Source organism: Aeromonas sp. DSM 116730, from assembly GCF_046581335.1.
Lineage (GTDB): Bacteria > Pseudomonadota > Gammaproteobacteria > Enterobacterales > Aeromonadaceae > Aeromonas > Aeromonas rivipollensis.
Genome location: NZ_CP144265.1, coordinates 2,679,742 through 2,705,720 on the forward strand (window position 1 = coordinate 2,679,742; position 25,979 = coordinate 2,705,720).

Annotated in this window: 24 protein-coding genes; 13 read left to right on the forward strand and 11 right to left on the reverse strand. The window is 58.7% G+C overall.

Annotation, left to right across the window (positions count from 1 at the left end; translation table 11 throughout):
* The first annotated feature begins 49 nt into the window (after positions 1-49).
* Together kduD and Aeroheme_RS12210 are read left to right on the forward strand one after the other, a co-directional pair.
* Positions 50-811, forward strand: a complete 762-nt coding sequence (gene kduD, locus Aeroheme_RS12205) for a 2-dehydro-3-deoxy-D-gluconate 5-dehydrogenase KduD (RefSeq protein WP_404835106.1) — start codon at positions 50-52, stop codon at positions 809-811.
* 67 nt (positions 812-878) lie between these two features.
* Positions 879-1,403 (forward strand): YgjV family protein, encoded by a 525-nt coding sequence (locus Aeroheme_RS12210; RefSeq protein ID WP_106887018.1) that lies wholly within the window; start codon positions 879-881, stop codon positions 1,401-1,403.
* Between the two features lie 124 nt (positions 1,404-1,527).
* Here the strand turns inward: Aeroheme_RS12210 and kdgR are convergent, their stop codons facing one another.
* The gene (kdgR, locus tag Aeroheme_RS12215; protein WP_234676949.1) at positions 1,528-2,322 is read right to left on the reverse strand and encodes a DNA-binding transcriptional regulator KdgR; all 795 of its coding nucleotides are present in this window, start codon (positions 2,320-2,322) and stop codon (positions 1,528-1,530) included.
* A 314-nt stretch (positions 2,323-2,636) separates the two neighbouring features.
* Between kdgR and Aeroheme_RS12220 the strand changes: the two genes are divergently transcribed.
* Positions 2,637-3,599 carry a sugar kinase gene (locus tag Aeroheme_RS12220; RefSeq protein WP_106887020.1) on the forward strand — a complete coding sequence of 321 codons (963 nt, stop codon included), beginning with the start codon at positions 2,637-2,639 and terminating at the stop codon, positions 3,597-3,599.
* Positions 3,583-4,203, forward strand: a complete 621-nt coding sequence (locus Aeroheme_RS12225) for a bifunctional 4-hydroxy-2-oxoglutarate aldolase/2-dehydro-3-deoxy-phosphogluconate aldolase (protein WP_411165920.1) — start codon at positions 3,583-3,585, stop codon at positions 4,201-4,203. The genes Aeroheme_RS12220 and Aeroheme_RS12225 overlap by 17 nt, the downstream gene beginning before the upstream one ends.
* A 76-nt stretch (positions 4,204-4,279) precedes the next feature.
* Here the strand turns inward: Aeroheme_RS12225 and araC are convergent, their stop codons facing one another.
* The 4 genes from araC to Aeroheme_RS12245 form a co-directional block, all read right to left on the reverse strand.
* Positions 4,280-5,191, reverse strand: a complete 912-nt coding sequence (araC, locus tag Aeroheme_RS12230; RefSeq protein WP_106887022.1) for an arabinose operon transcriptional regulator AraC — start codon at positions 5,189-5,191, stop codon at positions 4,280-4,282.
* 132 nt (positions 5,192-5,323) lie between these two features.
* On the reverse strand, positions 5,324-6,325 hold the full coding sequence (araH, locus tag Aeroheme_RS12235; RefSeq protein WP_263685214.1) for an L-arabinose ABC transporter permease AraH: 1,002 nt from the start codon (positions 6,323-6,325) through the stop codon (positions 5,324-5,326).
* A 50-nt stretch (positions 6,326-6,375) separates the two neighbouring features.
* Positions 6,376-7,872: an L-arabinose ABC transporter ATP-binding protein AraG gene (gene araG, locus Aeroheme_RS12240; RefSeq protein WP_263685215.1), complete on the reverse strand. Its 1,497-nt coding sequence runs from the start codon at positions 7,870-7,872 to the stop codon at positions 6,376-6,378.
* A gap of 66 nt (positions 7,873-7,938) precedes the next feature.
* Complete coding sequence (locus Aeroheme_RS12245) at positions 7,939-8,922, reverse strand: arabinose ABC transporter substrate-binding protein (RefSeq protein WP_411165921.1); 984 nt, start codon at positions 8,920-8,922, stop codon at positions 7,939-7,941.
* Between the two features lie 361 nt (positions 8,923-9,283).
* Here Aeroheme_RS12245 and Aeroheme_RS12250 point away from each other — a divergent pair, with 361 nt between their 5' ends.
* From Aeroheme_RS12250 to araA, 3 genes are read left to right on the forward strand one after another with little or no spacing between them, the layout of a single operon-like run.
* Positions 9,284-10,960 carry a ribulokinase gene (locus Aeroheme_RS12250; RefSeq protein WP_411165922.1) on the forward strand — a complete coding sequence of 559 codons (1,677 nt, stop codon included), beginning with the start codon at positions 9,284-9,286 and terminating at the stop codon, positions 10,958-10,960.
* Positions 10,957-11,655, forward strand: coding sequence for an L-ribulose-5-phosphate 4-epimerase (locus Aeroheme_RS12255; protein WP_411165923.1), 699 nt, complete (start codon positions 10,957-10,959; stop codon positions 11,653-11,655). The genes Aeroheme_RS12250 and Aeroheme_RS12255 overlap by 4 nt, the downstream gene beginning before the upstream one ends.
* Before the next feature lie 15 nt (positions 11,656-11,670).
* On the forward strand, positions 11,671-13,170 hold the full coding sequence (gene araA / locus Aeroheme_RS12260) for an L-arabinose isomerase (RefSeq protein ID WP_411165924.1): 1,500 nt from the start codon (positions 11,671-11,673) through the stop codon (positions 13,168-13,170).
* 111 nt (positions 13,171-13,281) lie between these two features.
* On the opposite strand, the gene Aeroheme_RS12265 is transcribed toward araA, so the two are convergent.
* Positions 13,282-14,172, reverse strand: a complete 891-nt coding sequence (locus tag Aeroheme_RS12265; RefSeq protein ID WP_106887029.1) for a LysR family transcriptional regulator — start codon at positions 14,170-14,172, stop codon at positions 13,282-13,284.
* 113 nt (positions 14,173-14,285) lie between these two features.
* Between Aeroheme_RS12265 and Aeroheme_RS12270 the strand changes: the two genes are divergently transcribed.
* From Aeroheme_RS12270 to Aeroheme_RS12290, 5 genes are all read left to right on the forward strand, one after another.
* The gene (locus Aeroheme_RS12270; RefSeq protein ID WP_411165925.1) at positions 14,286-15,437 is read left to right on the forward strand and encodes a methionine aminotransferase; all 1,152 of its coding nucleotides are present in this window, start codon (positions 14,286-14,288) and stop codon (positions 15,435-15,437) included.
* A gap of 8 nt (positions 15,438-15,445) precedes the next feature.
* Positions 15,446-16,261 carry a carbon-nitrogen hydrolase family protein gene (locus Aeroheme_RS12275; RefSeq protein ID WP_411165926.1) on the forward strand — a complete coding sequence of 272 codons (816 nt, stop codon included), beginning with the start codon at positions 15,446-15,448 and terminating at the stop codon, positions 16,259-16,261.
* 53 nt (positions 16,262-16,314) lie between these two features.
* Entirely contained in the window at positions 16,315-17,085 is a 771-nt protein-coding gene (locus Aeroheme_RS12280) for an ABC transporter substrate-binding protein (RefSeq protein WP_411165927.1), read from the forward strand.
* 261 nt (positions 17,086-17,346) lie between these two features.
* Positions 17,347-18,066 carry a metallophosphoesterase gene (locus Aeroheme_RS12285; protein ID WP_411165928.1) on the forward strand — a complete coding sequence of 240 codons (720 nt, stop codon included), beginning with the start codon at positions 17,347-17,349 and terminating at the stop codon, positions 18,064-18,066.
* Between the two features lie 503 nt (positions 18,067-18,569).
* Positions 18,570-19,226, forward strand: a complete 657-nt coding sequence (locus tag Aeroheme_RS12290; protein ID WP_234568118.1) for a HEPN domain-containing protein — start codon at positions 18,570-18,572, stop codon at positions 19,224-19,226.
* 29 nt (positions 19,227-19,255) lie between these two features.
* Here Aeroheme_RS12290 and Aeroheme_RS12295 read toward each other — a convergent pair whose 3' ends face one another.
* Both Aeroheme_RS12295 and Aeroheme_RS12300 read right to left on the reverse strand, forming a co-directional pair.
* Positions 19,256-19,915 (reverse strand): ADP-ribosylglycohydrolase, encoded by a 660-nt coding sequence (locus Aeroheme_RS12295; RefSeq protein ID WP_411165929.1) that lies wholly within the window; start codon positions 19,913-19,915, stop codon positions 19,256-19,258.
* 74 nt (positions 19,916-19,989) lie between these two features.
* Complete coding sequence (locus Aeroheme_RS12300; RefSeq protein WP_411165930.1) at positions 19,990-20,211, reverse strand: hypothetical protein; 222 nt, start codon at positions 20,209-20,211, stop codon at positions 19,990-19,992.
* Positions 20,212-20,311: 100 nt separating this feature from the next.
* On the opposite strand from Aeroheme_RS12300, the gene Aeroheme_RS12305 reads away from it, so the two are divergent.
* Positions 20,312-21,220: a WYL domain-containing protein gene (locus Aeroheme_RS12305; RefSeq protein WP_411165931.1), complete on the forward strand. Its 909-nt coding sequence runs from the start codon at positions 20,312-20,314 to the stop codon at positions 21,218-21,220.
* 104 nt (positions 21,221-21,324) lie between these two features.
* On the opposite strand, the gene Aeroheme_RS12310 is transcribed toward Aeroheme_RS12305, so the two are convergent.
* Genes Aeroheme_RS12310 through Aeroheme_RS12320 form a run of 3 tightly spaced genes read right to left on the reverse strand, consistent with a single transcriptional unit; the run spans position 21,325 to position 25,702 of the window.
* The gene (locus Aeroheme_RS12310; RefSeq protein WP_411165932.1) at positions 21,325-22,395 is read right to left on the reverse strand and encodes a patatin-like phospholipase family protein; all 1,071 of its coding nucleotides are present in this window, start codon (positions 22,393-22,395) and stop codon (positions 21,325-21,327) included.
* Positions 22,380-23,297 (reverse strand): YjcZ-like family protein, encoded by a 918-nt coding sequence (locus Aeroheme_RS12315; protein ID WP_234568125.1) that lies wholly within the window; start codon positions 23,295-23,297, stop codon positions 22,380-22,382. Before Aeroheme_RS12315 ends, Aeroheme_RS12310 begins: the two co-directional genes overlap by 16 nt.
* Entirely contained in the window at positions 23,294-25,702 is a 2,409-nt protein-coding gene (locus Aeroheme_RS12320; protein ID WP_042863746.1) for a dynamin family protein, read from the reverse strand. The genes Aeroheme_RS12315 and Aeroheme_RS12320 overlap by 4 nt, the downstream gene beginning before the upstream one ends.
* Positions 25,703-25,979 lie beyond the last annotated feature (277 nt).

Genomic DNA, 25,979 nt, shown 5'->3' on the forward strand with positions numbered 1-25,979 from the left:
GTTTTCCCCCATCATGCCTGCCACTTCGGGTGGCAGCAGAGGAAACAAGATGATTCTCAATGCATTCGATTTGAAGGGTAAGGTTGCCATAGTGACCGGTTGTGACACTGGTCTGGGTCAGGGCATGGCGCTCGGTCTGGCCGAAGCCGGCTGTGACATCGTCGGCATCAACATAGTCGAGCCCACGGATACCATCGCCAAGGTGGAGGCGCTCGGGCGCCAGTTCCTGAGCCTCAAGGCCGACGTCAGCAAGGTGGATACCCTGCCCGCCCTGGTGGATCAGGCTGTCTCCCGCTTCGGCCGCGTCGATATCCTGGTCAACAACGCCGGCATCATCCGCCGCGACGACGCCATCAACTTCAGCGAGAAGGACTGGGACGACGTGATGAATATCAACATCAAGAGCGTCTTCTTCATGTCCCAGGCGGTCGCCAGACAGTTCATCGCCCAAGGCCAGGGCGGCAAGATAGTCAACATCGCCTCCATGCTCTCCTACCAGGGCGGGATCCGCGTCCCCTCCTACACGGCATCCAAGAGCGGCGTCATGGGGATCACCCGCCTGCTGGCCAACGAGTGGGCCAACAAAGGCATCAACGTCAACGCCATCGCCCCCGGCTACATGGCCACCAATAACACCACTGCCCTGCGCGCCGATGAGGATCGCAACGCCGCCATTCTGGAGCGGATCCCGGCCGGACGCTGGGGCGTGCCGGATGACATGATGGGCCCCGTGGTCTTCCTGGCCTCCCCCGCCTCCGACTACATCAACGGCTACACCATTGCCGTCGATGGTGGCTGGCTGGCTCGCTAACCCTTAACCCATACAAAAGGCGCCATCAGGCGCCTTTTTTCGTTCATCTCGTCTCGGGATCTATCCAATGCCGCTCGACTCCCTGGCCCAACTGCTTGGCCTGCTGGCCTGTGCCATAGGTATCACCGCCTTCCTGCAATCTCAGGACAGCAAACTGCGGCTGCACCTGACCCTCAACGGTGCACTCCTCACAGCGCATTTCATGCTGCTCGGCGCCACGGCCGCCGCCATCAACTGCCTGCTCTGTGCGGTACGGACCTGGGTCTCCGGCTATTATCGCGGCCTGGGTGTGATGCTGTTTTTTCTGGGACTGACCTGGCTATTGGTGATGCCCAAGGTCATACACCCCATCCAGTTGCTGACGCTGCTCGGCACCACCTTGAGCACCTACGCCCTGTTTCGGCTCGAGGGCATGGCGCTGCGGTTGTGCATGTTGAGCAGCACAGTCTGCTGGCTTGTCCACAACATCTGGGCGGGGTCATGGGGAGGCATCTTGCTGGAAGGCAGCTTTTTCATCGTCAACGGCCACATCATCCTCGGCCTCTACAGGGCGCGGCGACGGGGAAGATGCACGAGCACGCCACAGTTATAAGTCCCTGGTGCCCGGGCGAGCACGGAAAGCGACAAAAAAGCCGGTGGCGGAACTGCTGTCAGACAGTCCCGCTACCGGCTTGGTTCGAGAAAGAGCGCGGCAGGCTGCCGCGACTCATCCCCTGTTACCTGGCCAGGCATGGATAATCGTGAAAACCGAGTTCGGCCGAGATACGGGCCGCCGCCTCATGCAGCAAGCCCACCAGCTCCTCCTTGTTCTCTTCACTGAAACGCACCAGGGGCAGTGACAGTGAGAGCCCGGCGATGATGCGCCCCATGCGGCTGTAGATGGGCACGGCGAAGCAGCGCAGGCCAGGCTCCATCTCTTCGTTGTCTTCCGCGTAACCCTGCTCGCGCACCAGGACCAATTGGGCCAGCAAGGCGTCGATGTCGGTCAGGGTGTGTTCGGTAAAGCGCTCAAAGCTCACATTGGCCAACATGCCGCGCACTTCTTCCTCGGGCAGCCAGGCCATCATCACCTTGCCCAGGGCAGTGCTGTAGAGCGGGCGGCGGCGACCGATGCGGGAGTACATCCGCAGGTTGTACTCGGAGTCTACCTTGTGCAGATAGACGATGCTGTCCTCATCGAGGGCCCCCAGGTGCAGGGTCTCCTTGGTCAGCTTGCCCAGGCGATGCATCTGGATATCCGCGATCGGGATCAGCTCCTGATGCTCCAGCGCCTTGCCACCGAGTTCGAACAGCTTCAGGCTCAGGGTGTACTTGTCGGACTCCCCCTCCTGATTGACATAACCCAGGGTCTTCATCGTCTGCAAGAAGCGATAGACGGTACTCTTCGACATCATGATCCGCTGGGACAACTCGGTGACGCCAATCTCTTTCTGCTCCCCCAGCGCCTGCAGGATGCCAAAGACCTTCAGGACGGATGAAACGGAATCTGGCGAGGTATCTACCACTGACATAGGGTTCTCCTTATAAGCTCCATCGTTTCAGTGTATTTGAAACGCAAGCCCAATCATAGCCATGGGTGTGTTTCACAGGCGGCAACGCCCAGGCTCTGCGCCATTGCCGATGAGGTCACAGACCCGGTTGACCGACGCCGCCGCCCTTGCAACCGGGCGGCACGGCGGCCATGCAGCCCCCTCCCTCGACATCAAGATCGCACCATTAGTCCCATAGCGGGGCCACATCGCATTTTTATGAAATGATGTTTTATTTTATTTGATGCAGGTTACACATTAAATATAATAACGGCGTCATCAACACGGGAGGGCATATGCCGACCAAGATTGCCGTCATTGGCGAGTGCATGATCGAACTATCCGAGAGCAAGGCGGGCATAGTCCGTCATTTTGGAGGGGACACCCTCAACACCGCCGTCTACCTGACACGTACCAACCCCGAGCTGGCCGTCTCCTATGTCACTGCCCTTGGCACCGACACCATGAGCGACGCCATGCTGACCCAGTGGCAACAAGAAGGGGTGCACACAGAGCTGGTACAGAGGCTGGAGCACAAACTGCCCGGTCTCTATCTCATCGAAACCGATGCCCGGGGCGAGCGCACCTTCCATTACTGGCGCAATGATGCCGCCGCCCGCTACTGGTTGCAGGGCGAAAACGCCGGGTCAATCTGCCAACAGTTGCAGCACGTTGACTGGCTCTATTTGAGCGGTATCAGCCTCGCCATCCTCCCCCTCGCCGATCGTGCCAGCCTGCTGCAGCAACTGGCCTTGTGTCGGGCCAAGGGGGTGAAGATCGCCTTTGACAACAACTTCCGGCCACGGCTGTGGGAAAGCAAGGAGGCGGCGCAACAGGCCTACCGTGCCATGCTGGCCCTCACCGACATCGCCTTCCTGACCCTGGACGACGAATTCTCCCTGTGGGGCGACAGCCAGGAGGCTGAGGTTGTGGCGCGCACTCAGGCACTCGGGGTCGGCGAGATCGTCATCAAACGCGGGGCCGCGCCCTGCCTCATAGTACAAGGCGAGCGGCACGACCAGGTGCCTGCCATGTCACTGGCCAGGGAGCGGGTGATCGACACCACGGCGGCGGGCGACTCCTTCAGCGCTGGCTACCTCGCCACGCGGCTCGCCGGGCAGGCGGCAAGCGAAGCGGCCCGCTATGCCCATCTGCTGGCCGGCACCGTCATCCAGCATCGCGGGGCCATCATTCCCGGCTCGGCGATGCCAACAACCCCCCTTCCCACTGCTGAGGCAACCCATGTCAACCTTGCTTGAAACACTCTCGACCCTGAAGATCATCCCCGTCATCGCCATCCAGAACGCCGACGACGCCGTGGCCCTGGGCCAAGCCCTGATGGACAACGGCATGCCGAGCGCCGAGATCACCTTCCGCACCCCGGCGGCGCCCGAGGCTATCCGTCAGCTGCGGGCCGCCTTCCCCGCCATGATCATCGGGGCCGGCACAGTCCTCACCACGGACCAGGTGGATCAGGCCATAGACGCCGGGGTGGACTTCATCGTCAGCCCCGGCCTCAACCCGCGCATCGTCCAGTATTGCCAGGCTCACGGCGTGCTGATGATCCCCGGGGTCAACAACCCCAGCCTGGTCGAGCAGGCGATGGAGCTGGGCTTGCGAACCCTCAAGTTCTTCCCGGCGGAGCCCTCCGGTGGCCTGCCCATGCTCAAGGCCATGAGCGCCGTCTACCCGGTTCGCTTCATGCCCACCGGGGGCGTCAGCCCCGCCAATGTGAAGGATTACCTGGCCCTGAACTCGGTGTTTGCCTGCGGAGGTACCTGGATGGTCCCGGCGGATCTCATCGAGAAACAGGAGTGGGACAAGATAGGCGCCCTGGTCCGTGAGGCCATCGCGGCGCTCTGAACCCAGGCCCGCACCTGAATGACAAAGCCCTCATTGTGAGGGCTTTGTCATCTCTGGGAGCTTGCCGTGCCCGGCATCACAGGGGGGTGGCACACTTGCGGTATTCGGTGGGGCTGACCCCGACCCGTTTCCTGAACACCCGGGAGAAGTAGAGCTGATCGTCATAACCCACCTGCTGGCCTATGGTGGCCACCGACATGGGGGTGGTCTGCAGCAGCAGCTTGGCCCGCATGATCCGCTGATCCTCACGCCAGCGCACTATGCTCACCCCCACCTGCTCGCGGAACAAGTGGGCGAGGCGCGAGGGGGACAAGAAGACCTGCTCGGCCAGCGCCTCCACCGAGATCTCGGCACAGAGGGACTCGCTCAGGATCTGGCACGCCTGGTGAACTCTGTGATCTATGGTGGGGTAGGCACTGAGGGAGGAGGCCTCGTAGCAGCGAATGAGCAGCCGCTCCAGCAGATTCATGGCGAGCTGCTCCGACATGGGTCGCAGCTGCTGGTGGGTCTCTTCGATGTCGAGGAAGAGATCGTCAAACTCGGCGAGCAGCTGGCTGTCAGCCAGTTGCAATCGCCCCACCCGCTCCGTCACCTGGGGCCACTTGAGCCAGTCGGCCCAATAGGCCCGTGGCCGGAAATAGACCCAGCGGTGATACCACTCCCGGGCATCCGGCGCCCGGCCGTAATAGTGCACGGCCGCCGGCGGGAACAGCAGCAGGTCGCCGGGCTCCACGGTGAAGGCCTGATCCCCCTGAAAGATCTGCCCCTTGCCCCTGATGGTCAGGTTGACGATGAAACCCTTCATGCCCTGAGGCCGGTCGATGATGAAGTCGAGGGCGCTCCCCTGCTCTATGGGGGTCATGCCCGAGACCAGGAAGACGTCGAAGGCGTAACCCGGCAACAGGGGATTGAGTTGTTTCGGCTTCTCTTTTTGCATCGAAGACATGGCGGAAAACAGCGCTTGGGTAAAAAAATCGGCTTGGGCCATTGTAGAGATCCGGCGTTGGAACAACCTATTTTCGCAAGCGGCCTGATGTGAATTTATTGAACTGGCTCACAGCTTGCTCGAAGGAGGCACCAGGCCAGCGTGGGCCGACCTGGTGCCTGAGGGCGCAACCGCTCAGACGCGCGCCTTGCGCACCTGCTTGTAGCGGTCGAACAGCACGGCGGCGAGCAGGATGAGGCCGCGCACCACGTACTGGGCAAACGGGGATATGTTGAGCAGGTTCATGGCGTTCTCCATCAGCCCCAAAATCAGTACACCGGCGATGATGTAGGAGATCTTGCCGATGCCCCCCTTCATGGAGACCCCACCCAGCACGCAGGCGGAGATGACCACCAGCTCGAAGCCGATGGAGGTCATGGGCTGGCCCGAGGTCATGCGGGACGCCAGTATGATGCCGGCGATGGAGGCGATCAGCCCGGTCATGGTGAAGATGATGATCTTGGTGCGCACCACGTTGACCCCGGCGAGGCGCGCGGCCTCCTCGTTGCCCCCCATGGCCAGGGTGTTGCGGCCGAAGGTGGTCTTGTTGAGCAGCAGGCCAAAGAGCACGAAGCAGAGTGCCGTCAGCCAGACCGGGGTCGGGATCCCGAGCAGGGCTGAGTTGCCGAGCTCGAAGAAGCCCTCTTCCACTATGCCGACCGCCTTGCCGTCCGAGATGATGTAGCCCACCCCGCGCGCCATCTGCATGGTGGCGAGGGTGGTGATGAGGGCGTTGATCTTGAATTTGGCCACTACGATGCCGTTGATGAGGCCAAACAGCACCCCCACCGACATGCCGGCCAGGATGCCGACCGTGATGCTCTCGGTGGCGTTGATGCCCACGGCGCAGGCGACGCCGGAGCAGGCCACCACGGATCCGACCGACATGTCGAATTCGCCGGAGGCGAGGCAGAACAGCATGCCACAGGCCACCATGCCCGACATGGAGACGGCCAGCCCGAGCCCGCGCATGTTGATCAGGCTGGCAAAGTTGGGCACCAGCGCGCAGGCCAGCAGGAACAGGATGGCGAAGATCACCAGCATGCCGTACTGATCCCAGACGCGGGCCAGTTGTACTCTTGAGCCGGTGGCCGCCGAGACGGTCGTGGCCTGACCGGCAGAGGTAGTTGTTGTCATTGTATTTCTCCTAAAAATTCTGGGTGCTATCCCGTTGCAGTCACGGGGGATTAACGGGCCGGCATGGCCAGATTGAGCGCCTTGACCTCGTCGGCCTCGTCGTGGGAGAGCTCCCCTGCTATCACCCCCTCCCGCATGACCATGATCCGATCCGCGATGCCCAGCACCTCAGGCAGCTCGCTTGAGACCACCACCACGGCGATGCCCACCTTGGCCAGATCGTAAATCACGTTGTAAATCTCGTTTTTGGCCCCGACGTCTATGCCGCGGGTCGGCTCGTCGAGCAAAATCACCTTCATGTCTTCGGAGAGCCAGCGCCCCAGAATGGCCTTCTGCTGGTTGCCGCCGGAGAGGTTCATGATGGCCTGATGGGGTGACGGGGTCTTGACCCGCATGTCGCGGATCCGCAGCCTGGCGTTCTCGTCCTCCCACTTCTGGTTGATCCAGAAGCCCCCCCACGCCTTGTGGCGGCGGGCACTGATGTTGATGTTCTCCTGCACCGAGTGGATGGGGATGATGCCGAGCGCCTTTCTGTCTTCGGTGCAGAGCATGATGCCGCTGTGAATGGCGTCGATGGGGTTGCGGATGGGCACCGGCTTGCCAAACACGGCTATCTCGCCCCCACGCGCCTTCTCGGCGCCGAAGACAAGCTTCATCAGCTCGCTGCGACCGGCTCCCACCAGCCCGAAGATGCCGAGGATCTCGCCGCGTTTCACTTCAAACGACACCGGCGCCTTGAGTCCCGGCCCCATCAGGTTCTCTACCTTGAGGCCCACCTCGCCGAGTGCCCTCGGGCTGTAGCCATAGATGTCGGTCAGATCCCGCCCCACCATGGTCTTGACCAGCAGATCCCGGTCCACCTCGGCCATGGAGGCGAAGGTGCGCACGAACTGGCCATCCTTGAAGACGGTGATGGCATCGCACAGGGCGAAGATCTCGTCCATGCGGTGGGAGACGTAGAGAATGACCTTGCCCTCGTCCCGCAACTGGCGAATGACACGAAACAGCTGATCTATCTCGCGGGACGACAGGCTGCTGGTCGGCTCGTCGAAGGCGATGACGCTGGCATCCCGGGTCAGGGCCTTGGCGATCTCCACCATCTGCCATTGACCCAGCGACAGGTATTTGAGCGGCGTCTCCGGCGACACATCCATGCCGAGGCGCGCCAGCTGTTTCGCCGCATCCTGATAGAGCTTCTCCCTGTCGATGACCCCGCGCCGGGTGGGCAGCTGGCCGAGGTAGATGTTCTCGGCGATGGTCATCTCGGGGACCAGATGCAGCTCCTGATAGATGATGGCGATCCCGCTCTCCAGCGCATCGACCGTGTCTTGAAATACCTTCTCCTGGCCGGCCAGCTTCACCACCCCTGTGGTGGGAGCCTGAAAGCCGCTCAGGATCTTGAGCAGGGTGGATTTGCCTGCGCCGTTCTCCCCCATCAGCGCATGCACCGAGCCCTGCTGGCAGGAGAAGGAGACGTTCTGCAGCGCCTTGACGCCGGGGAACTCCTTGCTGATGCCGCAAAACTCCAGATATGGAACTTGATTCATGACATGACTCCAGCCAGCCGGCACGGCGCAGGGCACCATGCCGGCATGGGTATCAGGGGTTGGCGATCACAGACCTTTCTTCTGCAGCTCGACCTTGAAGTTGTCGCGGGTGATGAGCACCACATCGGTCACTTCGGTGAACTTGGCCGGTTCGGCGCCGTTGACCACCCAGTCATGGAGCATCTGGATGCTCTTGTAGCCGTGCACGTCCGGGCTTGGCAGCAGAGAGCCGAGGAAGCCGGTGGCACTGGACTTGGAGAGCTCGTTCACCGCATCCACCCCGTTGATGCCGATGCCGATGACGTTCTCGGCCTTGAAGCCCTGCCCTTCGGTGGCACGCACGCCGCCGAGCACTGTGTTGTCATTCATGCCGACAATGAGCCAGCTTTTGACCTCGGGGTGCTGCACCAGCATGGAGTTGGCGGCATCCAGGGCCCCCGGAATGTCGTTGGCCTTGGTGGGGGAGCGGTAGATCTGGCCTTCAGGGAAACCGGCGGCCTTGAGCGCGCTCAAGGAGCCGTCGACCCGGCGACGGGCGGTATCCAGCTCATCGGCGGTGATGGCCAGCACCCCCGTTGCCTTCAGGTCCCACTGGCGTTTTTGCATCTCCTTGTAGAGCTCCTGGCCCTGGCGCTCGCCAATCTTGGTGGCGGCCATCATCACCAGGGGCACCTGTTCCATGGGCAGCCCCTTGGCGTTGACGAACTGGTCATCCACAGTGATGACTTTCAGATCCATGCTGTTGGCCTTGGCCATGATGGCGGCCCCGAGCTTGGGGTCCGGGGTGCAGATGACGAAACCCTTGGCGCCATTGGCCGCCAGGCTGTCGATGGCATTGAGGGTCTTCTCCCCATCGGGCACGGCTATCTTGATCACCTCGAAACCGAGATCCTTGCCCGCCTTGTCGGCGAAGTTCCATTCGGTCTGGAACCAGGGCTCCTCCGGCTGCTTGACCAGGTAGCCCAGCTTCAGCGCCTCGGCCGAGAAAGCAGAATTTGCCATACCAAGGGCAAACCCCATCGCGATCATGCCTTTAACGATTTTGTTCATGCGAGTGTCTCCAGATGTTCCATCAATCCATGTATCCATGAAACGCAGCCATTGGGTCCATTCCTCTGACCGCCACATAAAAACATGTCCAAACATGACGTTATTGTTGTTGCTAGATGAGCGAACCAAGTTGTAATCGTTTTCACATGGAAAAATGGAGAGCAGGATCACGCCATGAGATTGCAGCCATTTTGTCTATATATTTAGCAAAATCGTTACATACAGAATCCTCGACCAGGGTCACCCTCTTGCGCTTGTAGCGTTTAAATCCATATTTCCAGCAGCCAATGGCTAACCGTCCGTCCGGTGCATCTCCTATGGTTCCTCCCCAGTCACCCCTCATTGATGGTCAGGAGCACATATGTCTGAGCACATCGTCATCGGACTCGATTTCGGCAGCGACTCGGTCAGGGCACTCGCCGTGCGCTGCCAGGACGGCGCCGAGCTGGCGACCCATGTCGTCTATTACCCACGCTGGCAGGCCGGCCACTACTGCCAGCCGGTCCATAACCAGTTCCGCCACCACCCCCTCGACTACATCGAATCCATGGAGCAGGCGGTGGTGGCTGTGGTGAGCCAGCTCCCCCCCGCCCAGCGAACCGCCGTGCGCGGCATAGGGGTGGACAGCACAGGCTCCACCCCGGCCCCCATCGATGAGGAAGGCCGGGTGCTGGCCCTGCGCCCGGAATTTGCCGACAACCCCAACGCCATGTTCGTGCTGTGGAAGGATCACACCGCCATCGAGGAGGCCGAGGCCATCACGGCCCTGTGCCACGGCGGCCAGTTCCCCGACTACAGCCGCTACATAGGCGGCATCTACTCCTCCGAGTGGTTCTGGGCCAAGATACTGCACGTCTCCCGTGCCGATCCGGCGGTGCGCGCCGCCGCCTGCAACTGGGTCGAACTGTGCGACTGGGTGCCCGCCATACTGAGCGGCACCCAGGCCCCGGCGACCCTCAAGCGCGGGCGCTGCGCCGCCGGTCACAAGTCCCTCTGGCACCCGAGTTGGGGCGGTCTGCCTGCCGCCGACTTTCTCAACGCCCTGGATCCGCTGCTGACCCAGGATCTCGACTTCCCCCTCTTTACCGACAGCTGGACCGCCGATCTGCCGGTCGGCACCCTGACCCCGGAGTGGGCCGAGCGGCTGCACCTCTCCTGCGAGGTGGTGATAGCGGGCGGCGCCTTTGACTGCCACATGGGGGCTGTGGGGGCCGGGGCCGGCAACAATGCGCTGGTCAAGGTGATAGGCACCTCCACCTGCGACATCCTGATCGCGGATGAGGCCACCATAGGCGAGCGCGCCATTGCCGGGATCTGCGGTCAGGTGGACGGCAGCGTGGTGCCGGGCATGGTGGGGCTGGAGGCGGGACAATCGGCGTTCGGCGACATCTATGCCTGGTATCAGCGCCAGCTCGGCTGGCCGCTGGACAGCCTCGCCGCCCAATACCCCGAGCTTCGTACCGCCATCGAGGCCCACAAGCGGGAGCTGTTGCCGAGCCTCGCCGCCGCCTGGGAGCAGCAGCGCGATCTCGCCCACCTGCCTGTGGTGCTCGACTGGTTCAACGGCCGCCGCACCCCCTATGCCAACCAGCGCCTGCAGGGCACCCTCACCGGCATCAACCTCGGCACCGATGCGCCCGACTTGTTCGGCGCCCTGGTGGCCTCCACCGCCTTCGGGGCCCGCAGCATCATGGAGTGCATGACAAGCCAGCAGGTGCCGGTGGAGCAGGTCATTGCGCTGGGCGGCATTGCCCGCAAATCAACGACTGTGATGCAGACCTGCGCCGACGTGATGAATCGCCCCATCCAGGTGGTGGCCTCGGATCAGTGCTGCGCCCTGGGGGCGGCCATCTTTGCCGCCGTGGCGGCCGGTCTCTACGCCGATGTGGCGGATGCCCAGCGCCATATGGCGAGCGCCGTGGAGCGCACCCACCAGCCGGATCCGGTGCGGGTCGCCGAGTATGAGCGGCTCTACCAGCGCTACCTCGCCTGGAGCGCCGCCGCCGAACCCCTCTACAACCGGGGGGCACTGGCATGAGCCTCAACATCCTCAAGGAGCAGGTGCTCGCCGCCAACCTGGATCTGCCGCGCCACGGTCTGGTGACCTTCACCTGGGGCAACGTGAGCGGCATAGACCGGGAACAGGGTCTGGTGGTGATCAAGCCGAGCGGCGTCAGCTACGAGCGGATGCGGGCCGAGGACATGGTGGTGCTGGATCTCGCGGGCAAGCAGCTGGAAGGATCCTTGCGTCCCTCCTCCGACACCGCCACCCATCTGGTGCTCTATCGCACCTATCCCGAACTGGGCGGCGTGGTGCACACCCACTCCACCCACGCCACCGCCTGGGCCCAGGCCGGACGCCCCATTCCCATTTTCGGCACCACCCAGGCCGACTACTTCAACGGCGAGATCCCCTGCTCCCGCCTGCTCACCCCGGGGGAAGTGGAGGAGGACTACGAGGGGCTGACCGGTCATCTCATCGTCGAGACCCTCAAACAGACCCCCATCCTCACCATGCCGGGGGTGCTGGTGGCCAACCACGGTCCCTTCAGCTGGGGCAAGAGCCCCGATGATGCTGTGCACAACGCCGTGGTGCTGGAAGAAGTGGCCCGCATGGCCTGGCTCACCGGCCAGATCAACCCCGCAGCCCGCCCCCTGCCCCATTACCTGCTGGAGAAGCACTACCAGCGCAAACATGGCAAACACGCCTATTACGGCCAGACAAAAGCGTAAAAAGAGGACACCAAGATGGAATTGATGAAACAGCTGGAAGTGTGGTTCCTGGTCGGCAGCCAGCACCTGTATGGCGCCACCACATTGAAGCAGGTGGCCGATCACGCCCACACCATCACCAGCCAGCTCAACGAGGGGGCGAATTTGCCCCTCAAGATAGTGCTCAAGCCCACAGGCACCACACTCGACGAGATAAGCAGCGTCGCTCGCGATGCCAACCACAGCGAGCAGTGCGTGGGGCTCATGGTGTGGATGCACACCTTCTCCCCCGCCAAGATGTGGATCCCGGCCCTGAGTCAGCTGCAAAAACCCCTGCTGCAGTTCCACACCCAGTTCAACCGGGATCTGCCCTGGAGCGAGATCGACATGGACTTCATGAACCTGAACCAGACCGCCCACGGCGGGCGCGAGTTCGGTTTCATGGGGGCCCGGCTGCGGCTGCCCCGCACAGTGGTGGTGGGCCACTGGCAGGATGAAGAGGCCAGGCAGAAGATTGGCAACTGGATGCGAGTTGCCGCCGCCATCCACGACAGCCGCCACCTCAAGATCGCCCGCTTTGGCGACAACATGCGCAACGTGGCGGTCACCGAGGGCGACAAGATCGAGGCCCAGATCCAGTTCGGCTATCAGGTGAACTACCACCCGGTCGGCGATCTGGTGAAGGTCATAGACGCCGTGTCCGACAGCGACATAGAGGCGCTGCTGGCCGAATACGAGCAGACCTACACCCTGACCGAGGCGGTGCAGGCGGGCGGGGTGCTGCGCTCATCTCTGTATGAGGCGGCGCGCCAGGAGCTGGGGATGAAGAAGTTCCTCACCGACGGCGGCTTTGGCGCCTTTACCACCACATTCGAGGATCTCCACGGCCTGCACCAGTTGCCGGGGCTCGCCTGCCAGCGCCTGATGCAGCAAGGCTTCGGCTTTGGGGCCGAAGGGGACTGGAAGACAGCGGCCCTGCTGCGCACCCTGAAAGTGATGGGAGCCGGCCTCGCGGGCGGCGCCTCCTTCATGGAGGATTACACCTACCACCTGGAGGCGGGCAACAACCTGGTGCTGGGGGCCCACATGCTGGAGGTCTGCCCCTCCATTGCCTCAGGCAAACCCGTGCTGGACGCCCAGCACCTGGGGATAGGCAAGAAGGCCGAACCGGCCCGCCTGCTGTTTGCGGCCCCGGCCGGCAAGGCGGTCAACGCCAGCCTCATCGACTTGGGCAATCGCTTCCGCCTGGTGGTCAATCAGCTCGAAGTGGTGGACCTGCCAGAGGCCATGCCCAAACTCCCGGTGGCGAGCGCACTGTGGAAACCCATGCCGGACCTTCAAACCAGTGCCGAGGCCTGGATCCTGGCGGGGGCCGCCCACCACTCGGTGTTCACCCAATCGGTGGACATAGAGCAGCTGCGCACCTTCGCCGACATCATGGGCATAGAGTTCGTGGTGATCGACGAGCACACCCGGATCCCCGCGCTCAAGGAGACCCTGCGCTGGAACGAGGTCTACTACAAGATCTGCCACTGACCCCTTACTCGGCCAGCGGCCACCACAATGACAACAGCCCCGCCAGCGGGGCTGTTTCTTTTTTGATGGGGCAAAAAGATATCACTCTGTCAGGGGAGGCACTGACGGCGATCAGGGCTGGTCGCGGCTCTCCAGCAACCAGTGACAGGTGCGGGCCACCCCCTGGCGTTGGCTGTCGGGTCGGGCTAGCAGGGCGTACTCGTGGTCCGTGCTGAGCACGGGGGCAAAGGGGGCGACCAGGGCGCCGCTCTCCAGCTCCTCGGCCACGATTGTGGGATCCCCGAGGGAGAGGCCGAATCCCTGCAGCGCGGCATTCATCGCCAGGTCCAGGGTATCGAACAGCTGGCCACCCTGGGGCTGCCAGGGGGTGGCTAGGAAGGTGGCAAACCAGTTGCGCCAGTCCCGCCGATCCGCGCTGGCATGGAGCAGGGGCAGCCGGGGCAGCTCTTCTATGGTGCGCTCGAACAGGCGGTGCTTGGCGGCAAAGGCGGGGGCACAGACCGGGGTCAGCCGCTCCCGAAACAGCGGCTGGCTATGGGGGTACCTGGCCTGACAGGATTGATAGACGATGGCGAGATCGAAGGACTCCCGGGAGAAGTCGATGCCGTGGCTGTGGCTGCCACGCACTTCGACTGCCTCCCCCTCGAACGCCTGCAAGCGTCGCAACAGCCAGCGGCTGGCGCAGGAGGGCACCTTGATGCTGATGGCCTGCTCGTGGGGCAGGGTTTGCAAAGCGCTGAGCCCCTCCCCCATGCGGGCCAGCCCTTCGCGAACGAAGGGCAGCAGGCGCTCGGCGGCCGGGGTCAGGGTGAGGCAGCGGGTGCCGCGCACGAACAGCAGGTGGCCGAGGCGCGCCTCCAGCTGGGCGATCTGCTTGCTCACCGCCCCCTGGCTCACGCACAGCTCATCGGCGGCCAGGGTGAAACTCAGATGGCGGGCAGAACACTCGAAAACCTGCAAGCCATACAGGGGCAACTGGCTGCGGGGTTGGCTGGACAACATACAAGCCTCCATGCTTGAGAAAAACTCATGCATAACATGCCGAATAATCCGTTGTCCGGCAAGGAAGCGAGGGCTAAAAAGGGACATCTTTCACACACATCGGTGACGGCGCCATGTCTTCCCCCCGCATTGTCAGCAAACTGCCCCAGGTGGGCACCACCATCTTCAGCGTGATCGGGGATCTGGCTGCCCGCCATCCCAGCATCAACCTCTCCCAGGGGGCCCCGAGTTTCCCCTGCGATCCCGAGCTCATCCGGGTGACCCACGAGGCCATGCTGGCCGGGGAGAACCAGTATGCCCCCATGACGGGGCTGCCCGCCCTGCGCGAGCAACTGGCGGCCAAGATAGGGACCAGCTATGGCCACCACTATGACGCGGGCGAGGAGATCACCATCACCGCCAGCGCCAGCGAGGCCCTGTTCTGCGCCATCACCGCCCTGGTGCACCCGGGGGACGAGGTGATCATGTTCGAGCCGGCGTTCGACAGCTACCGCCCCATGATCCAGCTGCAGGGGGCCACCCCTGTGGTGATCGCCCTCAAGGCGCCGGACTTTGCCATCCCCTGGGATGAGGTGGCGGCCCGCATCACCCCGCGCACCCGCATGATAGTGCTCAACACCCCCCACAACCCCACCGGCACCGTCTGGCAGGCGGGGGATCAGGAGCACCTCTCCCGCCTGGTGCGCGGCACCGACATACTGATCCTCTCGGACGAGGTGTATGAGCACGTGGTGTTCGACGGCGCCCTGCACCAGAGCGTGATCCGTTACCCCGAGCTGGTGGAGCGCTCCGTCGCCGTCTTCTCCTTCGGCAAGACCTTCCACGTCACCGGCTGGCGGGTGGGTTACTGCGTGGCGCCCCGCCCCCTGATGGAGGAGATCCGCAAGGTGCACCAGTTCGCCATGTTCGCCGCCGACACCCCCATGCAGTACGGCTTCGCCCACCTGTTGCAGCAACCGGCCCACTACCAGGGGCTGGCGGACTTCTACCAGCGCAAGCGGGACCTGCTGGTCTCGGCCCTGGGGGATTCGCGCTTTACCCTGCTCCCCTCCGCCGGCAGCTTCTTTATGCTGGCGAGCTATGAACGGATCAGCGACGAGCCGGACAGCCTCTTCGTGCAGCGCCTCATCCGCGACCACGGGGTCGCCACCATACCCGTCTCAGCCTTCTATCACGACGGCACGGATCAGCGGGTCATCCGCCTCTCCTTCTCCAAGGATGACGACACCCTGCTGGCGGGCGCCGAGCGCCTGTGCGGCGTCTAGGAGGCACCATGGATTCTGTGCGCGTTGCCGTCCTGCAGATGGTTTCAGGGGACCAGCTTGACCACAACCTGGCCCAGGCCGAGGCGCTGCTGCGCCGGGCCGCGGCCGAGGGGGCCGAGCTGGCCCTGCTGCCGGAATATTTCTACCTGATGCCTGCCGACGAGCGGGCGCGGGTGGCCCTGGCCGCCCCCGTGAGCGATCACCCTCTGCTGGCCTGGGCCCAGGGGCTGGCCCGGGAGCTCGGGATCTGGCTACTGGCTGGCACCCTGCCCCTTGAAAGCGACGAGCCCGGCAAGATGCACAACAGCAGCCTGCTCATTGACCCGCAAGGGCAGCTCGCAAGCCGCTACGACAAGCTGCACCTGTTTGGCTTTTGCACCGGGCAGGAGCAGTATGACGAGGCCGTGACCATGAGCCCGGGCCGGGAGGTGGTGAGCCATCCCCTGCCCTGGGGCGTGCTGCGCTTCGGGATCTGCTACGACCTGCGCTTCCCCGAGCTGTTTCGCCTGGGGCCCACCCCCGATTTCATCGCCCTGCCAGCGGCCTTCACCCACACCACTGGGCTGGCGCACTGGGAGCTGCTGCTGCGGGCCAGAGCGGTGGAAAACCTCGCCTTCGTGCTGGCCTCGGCCCAGGGGGGAGAGCACCCCGGCGGGCGCCGCACCTTCGGCCACAGCATGATCATCGATCCCTGGGGCCGGGTGCTAGCCCAGGTAGAGGAGGGTCAGGGACTGGCCATCGCCACCCTGGATCTGGCGGCCCAGCGCAAGGTGCGCAGCCAGCTGCCGGCCCTCACTCATCGCAAGATAGCCGTCGGCCCTTGAGGCCGGCACCATTTAGAACCATAGGAATGACACCACACTTCAAGGGACTGACCATGAAACTCAACACACTGATGATGATGCTGGCCCTGGCCACCGCCGGCCAGGCGGCCGCCAAACCCCTGGTGATCGCCACCGACGCCACCTATCCCCCCTTCGAAATGGTCGACAGCAGCGGCAAGCTCGGCGGCTTCGAAGTGGATCTGGCCTATGCCCTGTGCGCGGCCATGAAGACAGAGTGCGAGGTGATCAACCAGCCCTGGGATGCCCTGCTCCCCGGCCTGCAGGTGCGCAAGTATGACGCCATCATGTCCTCCATGAACATCACGGACGAGCGGCGCCAGAAGGTCGCCTTCAGCCAGGTCTACTACATGATGCAGAACCGCTTCGTGGGGCGCAGCGACAAGGCGGCCGACTTTGCCGACACCCCTGAGCACTTCAAGGACAAGGTGATAGCGGTGCAGGAAGGCACGCCCCAGGACAACTTCATCACCGCCCGCTACGGTTACGTGGCCAAGATCAAGCGCTACGTCAACGCCCAGTCCCCCATGCTGGATCTGCAGTCCAGCCGCGCCGACTACACCTTCGGCAACATGGTGCAATTGAAGGTCGGCTTCCTCGACAAGGAGATGGGCAAGCAGTTCGCCTTCGTCGGTCCCCAGTACAACGGCACTCAGGACAAGATCCTGGGAGAAGGGGTAGCGGTGGCCCTGCGCAAAAACGATGACAAGCTCAAGAGCCAGTTCGATGCCGCCATCGAGAGCGTCAAGGCCGATGGCACCTTCGACACCTTGCTCAAGAAGTACCAGCTCGAAGACCTGCTCTGATCCCGACGACGGGCATCCGTCAGGCCATACCTTGCATGCCAGTCGACACCGACTGGCATTTTTTTATCCGGGATCTGCCGGCAACGCGGCAAACGGCCCTCCTTTATGCAGGCGCCTGTCACCTCGACGCGAAAGCCCCCCCATCTGCCTCTACTATGGCGAGGCAGAGCATGCCATGCTGCACTTGTCCACGAGCCCCGGCTCCCCCATAGGTCATCCGGCGGCGCCGCGAGCCGGTCACACCAGACAAGGAGGCAAGCCATGAACCCGTCCCCGCTGATCAGACGCTTCTCCCGCAATCCTCTGGGGCGGGATCTCGCCGTCGGAGATATCCACGGCTACTTTTCTCGGCTGGAACAGACCCTGAACCAGGCGGGATTCGATCCCGCTCGGGATCGCCTCTTCTCCGTCGGCGATCTGACGGATCGCGGCCCCGACTGCACAGCGGTGCTCGACTGGCTGGCCAAGCCCTGGTTTCACCCTGTCTGCGGCAATCACGACGACTACGTCTGCCGTTACGAGAGCTGCGATCGGGAGAACTGGATCCAGAATGGCGGCGGCTGGTTTCAGCAACTGACCCCGGGCGAGCAGGGGGCGCTAGCCGCCCACTACCGCACCCTGCCCATCGCCATCGAAGTGGCCACCCCGGCCGGCCCGGTCGGGCTGCTCCACGCCGATTGCCCCTTCTCCTCCTGGCAGGGGCTGCTGGACCAACTGGATGCGGGGGTGAGCGGCGGGAAACTTCGGGCCATCAAGAACGTCTGCCTCTGGTCAAGGCGCCGCATCGAGGGGCTGGACGAGAGCGGCGTCGAGGATCTCGTCGCCCTGGTGGTGGGCCACACCCCGGTAGGCCGCCCGGCCCGCCTTGGCAATGTCTACTACATAGACACCGGCGGCTGGTATCCCGACGAAGGCGGCTACTTCACCCTGATCGACCTGCACACCCTGATGCCGGCGCTCCCACCCAGTGGTAACCCCTGAGGAGATATTTTGTATCAGGGGTTGATCTTTTTACTGATTGGAGCCGCGGCGATTCAGTCCGGGATGATGAGCACACTTCAAGATGCAGATATCGCTGAAAGTCTGTGACCAAGGCTGCGACCATCAATATCGAACCGTGGTAGGCTAGGCCCAAAGGAACCTCTTTGGGGAATGTCATGCCTGTGCCTCCACCTCCATTTACTTTTCATTGCCCCCAATGCGGCTGGCAAAAGACGGTTGTCCCTAAGAGTGACGCGCTTGTGTGTGGCCTCTCCTGGTTCGAGGTATGCCCCAAATGCAGTCACTCACCACTTGAAAGAGCACCTGCCAACATGATGGAGCTGGCGATGGCCAAGATACGGGATGCAGCCCGAAAGTAAGCCTGATTTCAAGTTTGCCATTCCAACCGATTCGCCCCATGTCAGACGGCCCACCCGCAATACCGTTAGCAAATTTAGGGCCTCGAATTCTGACTATTCATCCGATGGAGAAGGAGATCATTGTTGAATTTCGAACAACTGAAAAATCGTCACCGTGAAATACGTGAACACTCACCTGCCAACCTAAAGTTGCGTGTGCATCGCGCATTGAGCTGGCTGCAACGGGCAGAGATGGCAGAAGATGAAGATGGCCGCTTCATTTTTCTCTGGATTGCCTTCAACGCTGCCTATGCCACCGAAATCGATGACAATCGCCGCTTGTCAGAGCAGGAAACCTTCAAAGGCTTTCTTGAAAAACTGTGCGAGCTGGATGAGCACAGGCAGATCGAGCAGCTCGTGTGGCAGGAATTTTCTGGGAGTATCCGTATTTTGCTGGATACCCCTTTTGTACTCCAAGGCTTCTGGGATTTTCACAGTGGCAAGATAAGCGAAACACTATGGAAGGAACGACTGGCACAGGGCAAGAAAATGGCATCCCAAGCACTGGCAAGCAGCAATACACCGCAGTTGCTGGGTGTCGTATTTAACCGTCTCTATACTCTGCGAAATCAACTAATGCATGGCGGCGCCACCTGGAATAGTTCGGTCAATCGCAAGCAACTTAAAGATTGTGCAAACCTGTTAGGCAAGCTTATACCGGTGATCATCGCGCTGATGATGGCCCATCCACAAACCCTGTGGGGAGACGCCTGCTATCCAGTGGTGGAAATGACGAGTTAGTCCGTCACTGAGGGGTTACGTAGCTTGGCCTAATCCGCCAGGTAAAAGGCCCCCGCAAACATGCCATAGACAACACGCACTCGGATATCTGCGCCCAGCAGTGCACCAAGCAGGGCTTCGCCATCTTGCAGGGTGTCGCTATGCCAAAAACACCAGAGCGCCGCTTCGACCACATCGAGCCAATTGCCTCGGCCAAGCTGATTACGTGATTTTCGGCGCCAGCTCCCCCGCACCACAGCACCGGTGTTGGGGGACTGGGCGGCCAGCGCTCTTTGCTCCATCACACTGAGGGTTAGCCCGTCCAGTTTGGCCTGTGTACTGCCACGGCCTCCCCTCAACAGCTTGTCGAGCTGCAATGCCAATAACCGCATGGCATCACCACATGCAAGAGTCACATCGCCATCCAACAATGCAGCAGCCCCTGCCATCAGTTGATCCCGCCCTTGATAGATGGGCAGAACAGTACGATCCAACCGATGCCGATCAATATGCAAAGCCAAACGCGTCAATCTGCGCAGCTCAATACAGTGAGGCGTTCCCTCGGCCTCCGTCAATGACATAACGCCCAATCGACCCTCTTCTTCTGCAATCACAGTCACAAGTTCGCCGACCTGCTCGGCTGGCAGCAGGCAACAGATACCCATGATCAGAGGCATTGCCGCCTGATCCAATATCAGATTTGAATTCATAGAACCTCAGTGACGATGGTGTTTGAAATAAGTGATGCGGTTGCTGATGGTAACGATGTCGCTACCTGGCCAAATCAGGTAGTGGCGATGCGGGTGTTAGCACTTTGGAGTATCAGATCACCTCCTGCTTGCGGTTTCCTGAGCGCGAAATGCTTGAGGTAAAACACTTTTTGCTCCCTGTAATACTTGCCCCTGCCAAACATGAACAGAGAGCCTATGGCTGTAGCGACAATCCCCCTCAATGGCATATGGCACAAGGCTTGACAGTGGTAGGTGAGAACCAGCTTGTAGTTCATGACATACTCTCTTGACGCCGCTTTAGATGGACTCATTATATGTAGCCTGTATACTCATGACGATACTGGTTACATACACATGTCGCATTTTGGAGCACATATGACACCCAAAGAACTCACCTGGGATCAAACCCTGCGTTTTCGCCTGCTGGAGATCGTGCTGCAGTGGGAGGGGAGGCTGACTACCAATCACCTGATGAAAGCCTTCAATATCGGCCGCCAACAGGCCTCGCGGGATATCAACCACTACCTGACCTGCTACTCGCCAGAGGGACTGGTCTATGACAAAAGTCTGAAGGGATACAAACCCACCGAGCAATTTGTGCCCCGCTTTAGTGAAGGCAAGGTGGACGAGTACCTGATGCTGCTGCACCGGGAGAAGCAATATCAACGCCAGCACGAATCAGGGGTTCTAACCCTACCCTTGATGGATCTGCGCTACGGCCACATAGAGATCCTGGATGTGCCAAACCGCCATATCGATCCAAAGATCGTACGTGGTTTGGTGCAAGCGGCTCGGGGCCAATTACGGGTGGATGTGGACTATGTATCGCTGAGCTCAGAGGAGCAGAGCGGCCGCAATATCGTGCCCCACACCCTGGTCTATGACGGGATCCGCTGGCATGTACGCGCCTATTGCGAAAAAAAGGGAGAATATCTGGATTTTGTGATGAGCCGTTTTCGCGGAGAGCCGGAACTGTTGGATGCCTCCCCTCACGGCCGGGATCAGGATCTGGAGTGGAACACCCTAGTCACCGCCGTAGTCACCCCCAATCCTAGCCTCAGCGAAGGGCAGCAAGCCATCATCGCCAGCGACTACGCCATGACGGATGGCAGCCTCCAGATCACACAGCGGATCCCCCTGATGCATTACGCGCTGGAGCGGATGCAAGTGAGCTATAACGGCGAACACCAACAGCATCCACTGCTCTACCCGCTAGTGTTGGAAAATCGGGAGGTGCTAATTCAGCAAGGCTGTACCTTCAAGCTCAAAAATGTAGATTATTAACCACGACAAAAAAAGAGAGGCATGACGCCTCTCACATTTTTAGTCTTAATGTCGCAGGCCTATGACCCAATTTATCTGAGTTCAACGACATTAACTTTTTGCGATTATCTCAACCTATCCATAGCGCTTTTTAGCGCTATACCAGTTTGAATATTCCTGTCTTGGCTGTCTGAAACGATCACTTCCGAAGCACGAAGTGCCTGTCGAGCTTGAAGAGGTTTCTGGATTCGCCCTATTACACTCATTGTGTCATGGTGACCCTGCTCAATCCATGAACGGATATGCTGGGCAGTAAAGCCAAGCAGATCCTTTCCACCTCCAAATAAACCATCATGACGTTTTAAGGAACTTTGCGGGCGAATCTCCAACACAGTAGTGTCTGGGAAATTGTGGCGGTCCCACGGCGAGCCATCGCTTAAGTGAGTGACAATCACCATATTGCAACCAGCGTCAACCAAAGGTTTTACTGGTGTGTTGCCCTGCATTGTATGCCAGCCTCCCATTCCACCATCACTGTAAAGCACACCATTAATCTCGCGTGATTTAAACAATAAGGGTAACGCGGCAGAGGCTAGCAACGCCTCTTTCTGTTGATTGACAGGTAAACTTTGTACGTGATGGAACTCCGAAATACGAGTCGTACCGACCCCAAACTCGGCGGCTATGCAATTAAAAATATCTTTCATGCCACCTTCTGTAGGATATAAGGAAACGTACAATGGCAATCCGGAAGATAAGGCATCGATATCCAGATAGCGGTTCATCAAATCGATAAGTGGCTGATCAGATAACAACGAGTCACTTTGCTGCCCTACCCCCCCCGTAACCAATGCAGCACGACTGAGAGCCTCGAATATAATGCCTCCTGCTTTGCTTAGTACTGGTGTGCCGAACCCTAAGCCAAACTGTGTCAGTAGTGAGAAATAGATAGATTTGTTTAGCTCTAGCACCTTGCTATTGCCCAGATGCGACCAAATTTCCGTCATCCTTTCTGCAGCCTGAGCCAAAGTATCTGAAGAGGCCAAAATAGCCCCATTTAGTGCACCGATACTAGCACCAGCAACAACATGAAGATCTGTACCTGATTCAGCCAAGGCTCTGACCACACCAACCTCATAAGCACCTATGGCCCCTCCACCGGAAAGCGCCAGCCCTACTTTCATCGGCTGATCCATACTAACTCCTTGCTGAAGATTTCATCGACCATCGCACCAGCAATGCGTTCTGCAGAACACAACCGTGGCATACGTATAGGCAGAGCACTGTATGACTGTGTAGTAGACCAGATGATGGGATGAGTATCTTCATTACACCAGTCCGCCAACCAGTTAACGGCTGCGGACCAGTCACTGTGTTGCTCATGCTCACCCTGCCAGGTTAACCAACTACGCGTGTCGTGGCACATCGATGTTGGACTGTTATGGTCTTCTGCAAGCTGAACCACTGCTCGATTTCTTAGAATATCCAGTAACTGTTTTGCCTGTTGCGGTTCACCATGGCGGATCACTTCACCAAATGCCCCCCAACGCAGCTCTTCCAGTGCAACATAGCAACGTCCAGCCAGAGGTAGGAGTGAATATCGACCTGCTTTCCAAATGGAAAATATTTGTTCCAAATGCAGCTGGCCGCGTTGCAACCGATCGACACTACGAAGTTGTTGTTCCAGATGATGTAACTGTTTATTAACTTGTGTCGCCAACATGTTCAACTGTTCGCGAGTGTCTGCAGAATAGTGCGCAATGGTAGCGGTATCCTGCATCAACGAACTGACCCTATCGTTCACCTGTGCAAGCGCATAGTTGGTGGTAGCAAGTGATGACGTTAACTCGGTAAGCCAATTGAGAGAGGCCTCCACCCCATCTAGCAACGATGCATTGATGGCTTGTTGACGTTGGGATGATCGTCCACTGAATCCCTCTTTAATGCGCCGAAAAAAGGATTGATCCGTTTGTTGACGCACATGGTCGTGAACCACGTCTATCCCATTGGCGAAGTCAACAATAAATTTCTCTGGCAGGCATGCCAGAATTTGGCATGCCTCGCTATTAGGAAATGTTGCAGTAAATGATGATATCACAGCATCGGCTCCAACTCTTTCTTGAGTATCTTACTGTCACTGATCATCTCCGGTGTTAGCTTTCTCAGAACACTAAGGCGCTCAGTCAATTGTTCTTGTTCTTGCTGGCTACTTTTATGATCTTCTGTGCTCTGGATCAGAGTATGTCGAAGCTGCTCCACCTTGCCTTTGAATGTAATGAAGAAGCTTTCAATCTCTTTGAGAATTGGGGCGTTGACTTGCTGATCAATAGCGTTATTCAGTTTTTCAAAATGCTCTTTGGTCTGATTTCTGACAGCATTCTTAATTGTATTAATATTCACCACACTACGGGTGACATCTTCTTTATAAGTTTCCCAGCCCCAATCATCTGTGTTAAACCAACCGCATAACGTTCCCCACACGCCACTGGATCGACGATGCCGTGTTTCGCTAAATGTTTTCTGCTCTAGCAGATTAGCTATACGAGTGTCGGTGGCAAGATGAGTCTTCAACTCACTGACTTTCGGGAAAGATATTTTCACAGTAAAGCCATCTTCCTCCAGACGTGAGTTAATTTGGCTTGCAATCTTATCAACTGCTAACATTGTTTTAGAATGAAAGCTGCCTTCAATGCCCCCCACAATTTTGGTCAACATTGGTTTAATTTCTTTTTCTTTTTCAGCTAAAATACTAATAACTGACTCTTCAATCTTTTTAATAAACTGCATTGCTTCAGTATGTTCAGAAAATTTAACTTCTGGATTTTCTGGATCAAAATCACGAGTTTGCTGCCCAACACTTCCAGCCAAGGCCCCAAATAAAGTGCCGAAAACCCCTCGTTTATCACTTTCTCCACTGTTATTTTTGCCATGTTTTGAATGACGTTCAAATTCCTTGTTCAGCGCTTCTTCTTGGCGCTTCCCTTCTTGGAAGTACTTATCCAGTTCTTTTTCCAACTTGCTTTCAGCGTTATTTAACAAGTTTTTAGTTTCATGGGTGATTTCCCCCATGACACACTTCACCTCCTTATCAACTTCTTGCTGACAAGCCGCAACCTCCTCAATGTCGTTGATAAGGCCTTTAATTTGTGTCTGTAAGGTATGGATACTAGCTTGCAACCCCTGATGACGTAACGACAGATATTCGTCGATATTTTCAGCATTCTGTACCAGCTTAGCTGCAGCAGAGTCAACTGCTAGCGCTGCGGCTTTCGCATGAGCAGCTTGGATCACTTCAGTAATCAGTTTCTCAAATAGTGATGTACGCCAGATTGTGTTTGCCTTTTTGAGCACAACGCCCACATCAGCAAGAACATCATCTTCCTCTTCTCTCCAGTCGAGACCAAATGCCATTTTGGCAAAATCATCAACCCATTCTTCGCTGACAGAGAGTTTACCTGCTTGATCTACTACACTGCGCGCTCGGTTTGCCAAATAAGCTCGAAGAGATGAACCAGGGTAAACACGATCACTGTTTAGTGCGCCGCTATCTAGCATGGCGGGAATTGCCTGTTTAACGGTCTCAGCGTTGTCGCTATTAGCGTTTTTTTGATCGAATTTATTGACCAGTACAAATAGGCGACCAGCAGCAACCTCTGCAATAGCGTTTAATTCTTTACGTACTTGCTGATCCGCCTCTGATTTCAGCTGGGTGTAATCTAGCACCGCAAGAACAGCGGAGGCTTTTTGTAGCTGATCGCGCATCATTGCTTGTAGCTGAGGTTGACCTGCCTCATTAGGGCCAGGTGTATCTAAGAGTGTCAGCGTACCTTGGCTATCATCCATTCCGACAAGGTGGCTAAACTCTACCTCAATTACTGGGAGTTTATGGACTTCTTCGTAGGCAGAAAAAGGGAAATCCACACGTAACGCTGTAGCCAAACGAACCAAGTCGTTAAGCGAAGCGAGACAAGAAAATATATCCTCTTCACCATAGTAATTGCCTTTAATCCATGTATTATCAGCAATAATATCTAGCAACTTCCATAGTGCCTGATCTTTTTTCAGCTCAGTGAGTAGTTTTTTACCATCTTCAGTATCGATTTTCTTCTGCAACGTCACGAACAGTTTCTGGATAGGCTCAATATTATCGAGTCGCAACTCTGGTATTATTTTACGCGGCACATGACGAATCAAGGTTGGAATCGATGTCATCGGGCGATTGCGGTTGGGTAGGATCTCTTTGCCGACAATCGCGTTAATGGTCGTGGATTTACCCGCTTTCATAGTACCCACAACTGCAAGGACCATTTCTTTCCCGAGAATTTTTTTTTGCTCCCCCTGCAACTCTTCAATTCTCTTTTCAGCTTTACTGCGATCAAACAATTGAGCATTGCTATCGCCCAGAACTTTCGGTTCTGTGAGCATTTTTTGCAGCAAGTCAATGTTAAGTTCTAACAATCTTTCGGCTTCATGACACAACAACTCGATATTATTCTCGTGCATTATTCTTCCTTATTTTGCTCATTTTTAATGCAAAAACACACTCTGATAACATTTTCTTACGCATTCGCTCTTGGACGAACGAACATGCCAAATCTGTGATGGTCTGATGATATAGATTGGTAATCTGGATTTTAAGTACTGTACAGACTCACATGTCACATTTTCAAGCACATGTCAGCATGAACCATGCATACCAGACCTGAACCCACCACATATCACTTTCCGCCCAATAAACCGGCAGCCAGGGCGCCCGGGCTTCGCTCTGCCTGCGCTATGG

Coding starts and splice junctions, on each gene's coding strand:
- kduD (WP_404835106.1), top strand. CDS start 50: ATGATTCTCAATGCATTCGATTTGAAGGGTAAGGTTGCCATAGTGACC.
- Aeroheme_RS12210 (WP_106887018.1), top strand. CDS start 879: ATGCCGCTCGACTCCCTGGCCCAACTGCTTGGCCTGCTGGCCTGTGCC.
- kdgR (WP_234676949.1), bottom strand. CDS start 2,322: ATGTCAGTGGTAGATACCTCGCCAGATTCCGTTTCATCCGTCCTGAAG.
- Aeroheme_RS12220 (WP_106887020.1), top strand. CDS start 2,637: ATGCCGACCAAGATTGCCGTCATTGGCGAGTGCATGATCGAACTATCC.
- Aeroheme_RS12225 (WP_411165920.1), top strand. CDS start 3,583: ATGTCAACCTTGCTTGAAACACTCTCGACCCTGAAGATCATCCCCGTC.
- araC (WP_106887022.1), bottom strand. CDS start 5,191: ATGGCCCAAGCCGATTTTTTTACCCAAGCGCTGTTTTCCGCCATGTCT.
- araH (WP_263685214.1), bottom strand. CDS start 6,325: ATGACAACAACTACCTCTGCCGGTCAGGCCACGACCGTCTCGGCGGCC.
- araG (WP_263685215.1), bottom strand. CDS start 7,872: ATGAATCAAGTTCCATATCTGGAGTTTTGCGGCATCAGCAAGGAGTTC.
- Aeroheme_RS12245 (WP_411165921.1), bottom strand. CDS start 8,922: ATGAACAAAATCGTTAAAGGCATGATCGCGATGGGGTTTGCCCTTGGT.
- Aeroheme_RS12250 (WP_411165922.1), top strand. CDS start 9,284: ATGTCTGAGCACATCGTCATCGGACTCGATTTCGGCAGCGACTCGGTC.
- Aeroheme_RS12255 (WP_411165923.1), top strand. CDS start 10,957: ATGAGCCTCAACATCCTCAAGGAGCAGGTGCTCGCCGCCAACCTGGAT.
- araA (WP_411165924.1), top strand. CDS start 11,671: ATGGAATTGATGAAACAGCTGGAAGTGTGGTTCCTGGTCGGCAGCCAG.
- Aeroheme_RS12265 (WP_106887029.1), bottom strand. CDS start 14,172: ATGTTGTCCAGCCAACCCCGCAGCCAGTTGCCCCTGTATGGCTTGCAG.
- Aeroheme_RS12270 (WP_411165925.1), top strand. CDS start 14,286: ATGTCTTCCCCCCGCATTGTCAGCAAACTGCCCCAGGTGGGCACCACC.
- Aeroheme_RS12275 (WP_411165926.1), top strand. CDS start 15,446: ATGGATTCTGTGCGCGTTGCCGTCCTGCAGATGGTTTCAGGGGACCAG.
- Aeroheme_RS12280 (WP_411165927.1), top strand. CDS start 16,315: ATGAAACTCAACACACTGATGATGATGCTGGCCCTGGCCACCGCCGGC.
- Aeroheme_RS12285 (WP_411165928.1), top strand. CDS start 17,347: ATGAACCCGTCCCCGCTGATCAGACGCTTCTCCCGCAATCCTCTGGGG.
- Aeroheme_RS12295 (WP_411165929.1), bottom strand. CDS start 19,915: ATGAATTCAAATCTGATATTGGATCAGGCGGCAATGCCTCTGATCATG.
- Aeroheme_RS12300 (WP_411165930.1), bottom strand. CDS start 20,211: ATGAACTACAAGCTGGTTCTCACCTACCACTGTCAAGCCTTGTGCCAT.
- Aeroheme_RS12305 (WP_411165931.1), top strand. CDS start 20,312: ATGACACCCAAAGAACTCACCTGGGATCAAACCCTGCGTTTTCGCCTG.
- Aeroheme_RS12310 (WP_411165932.1), bottom strand. CDS start 22,395: ATGGATCAGCCGATGAAAGTAGGGCTGGCGCTTTCCGGTGGAGGGGCC.
- Aeroheme_RS12320 (WP_042863746.1), bottom strand. CDS start 25,702: ATGCACGAGAATAATATCGAGTTGTTGTGTCATGAAGCCGAAAGATTG.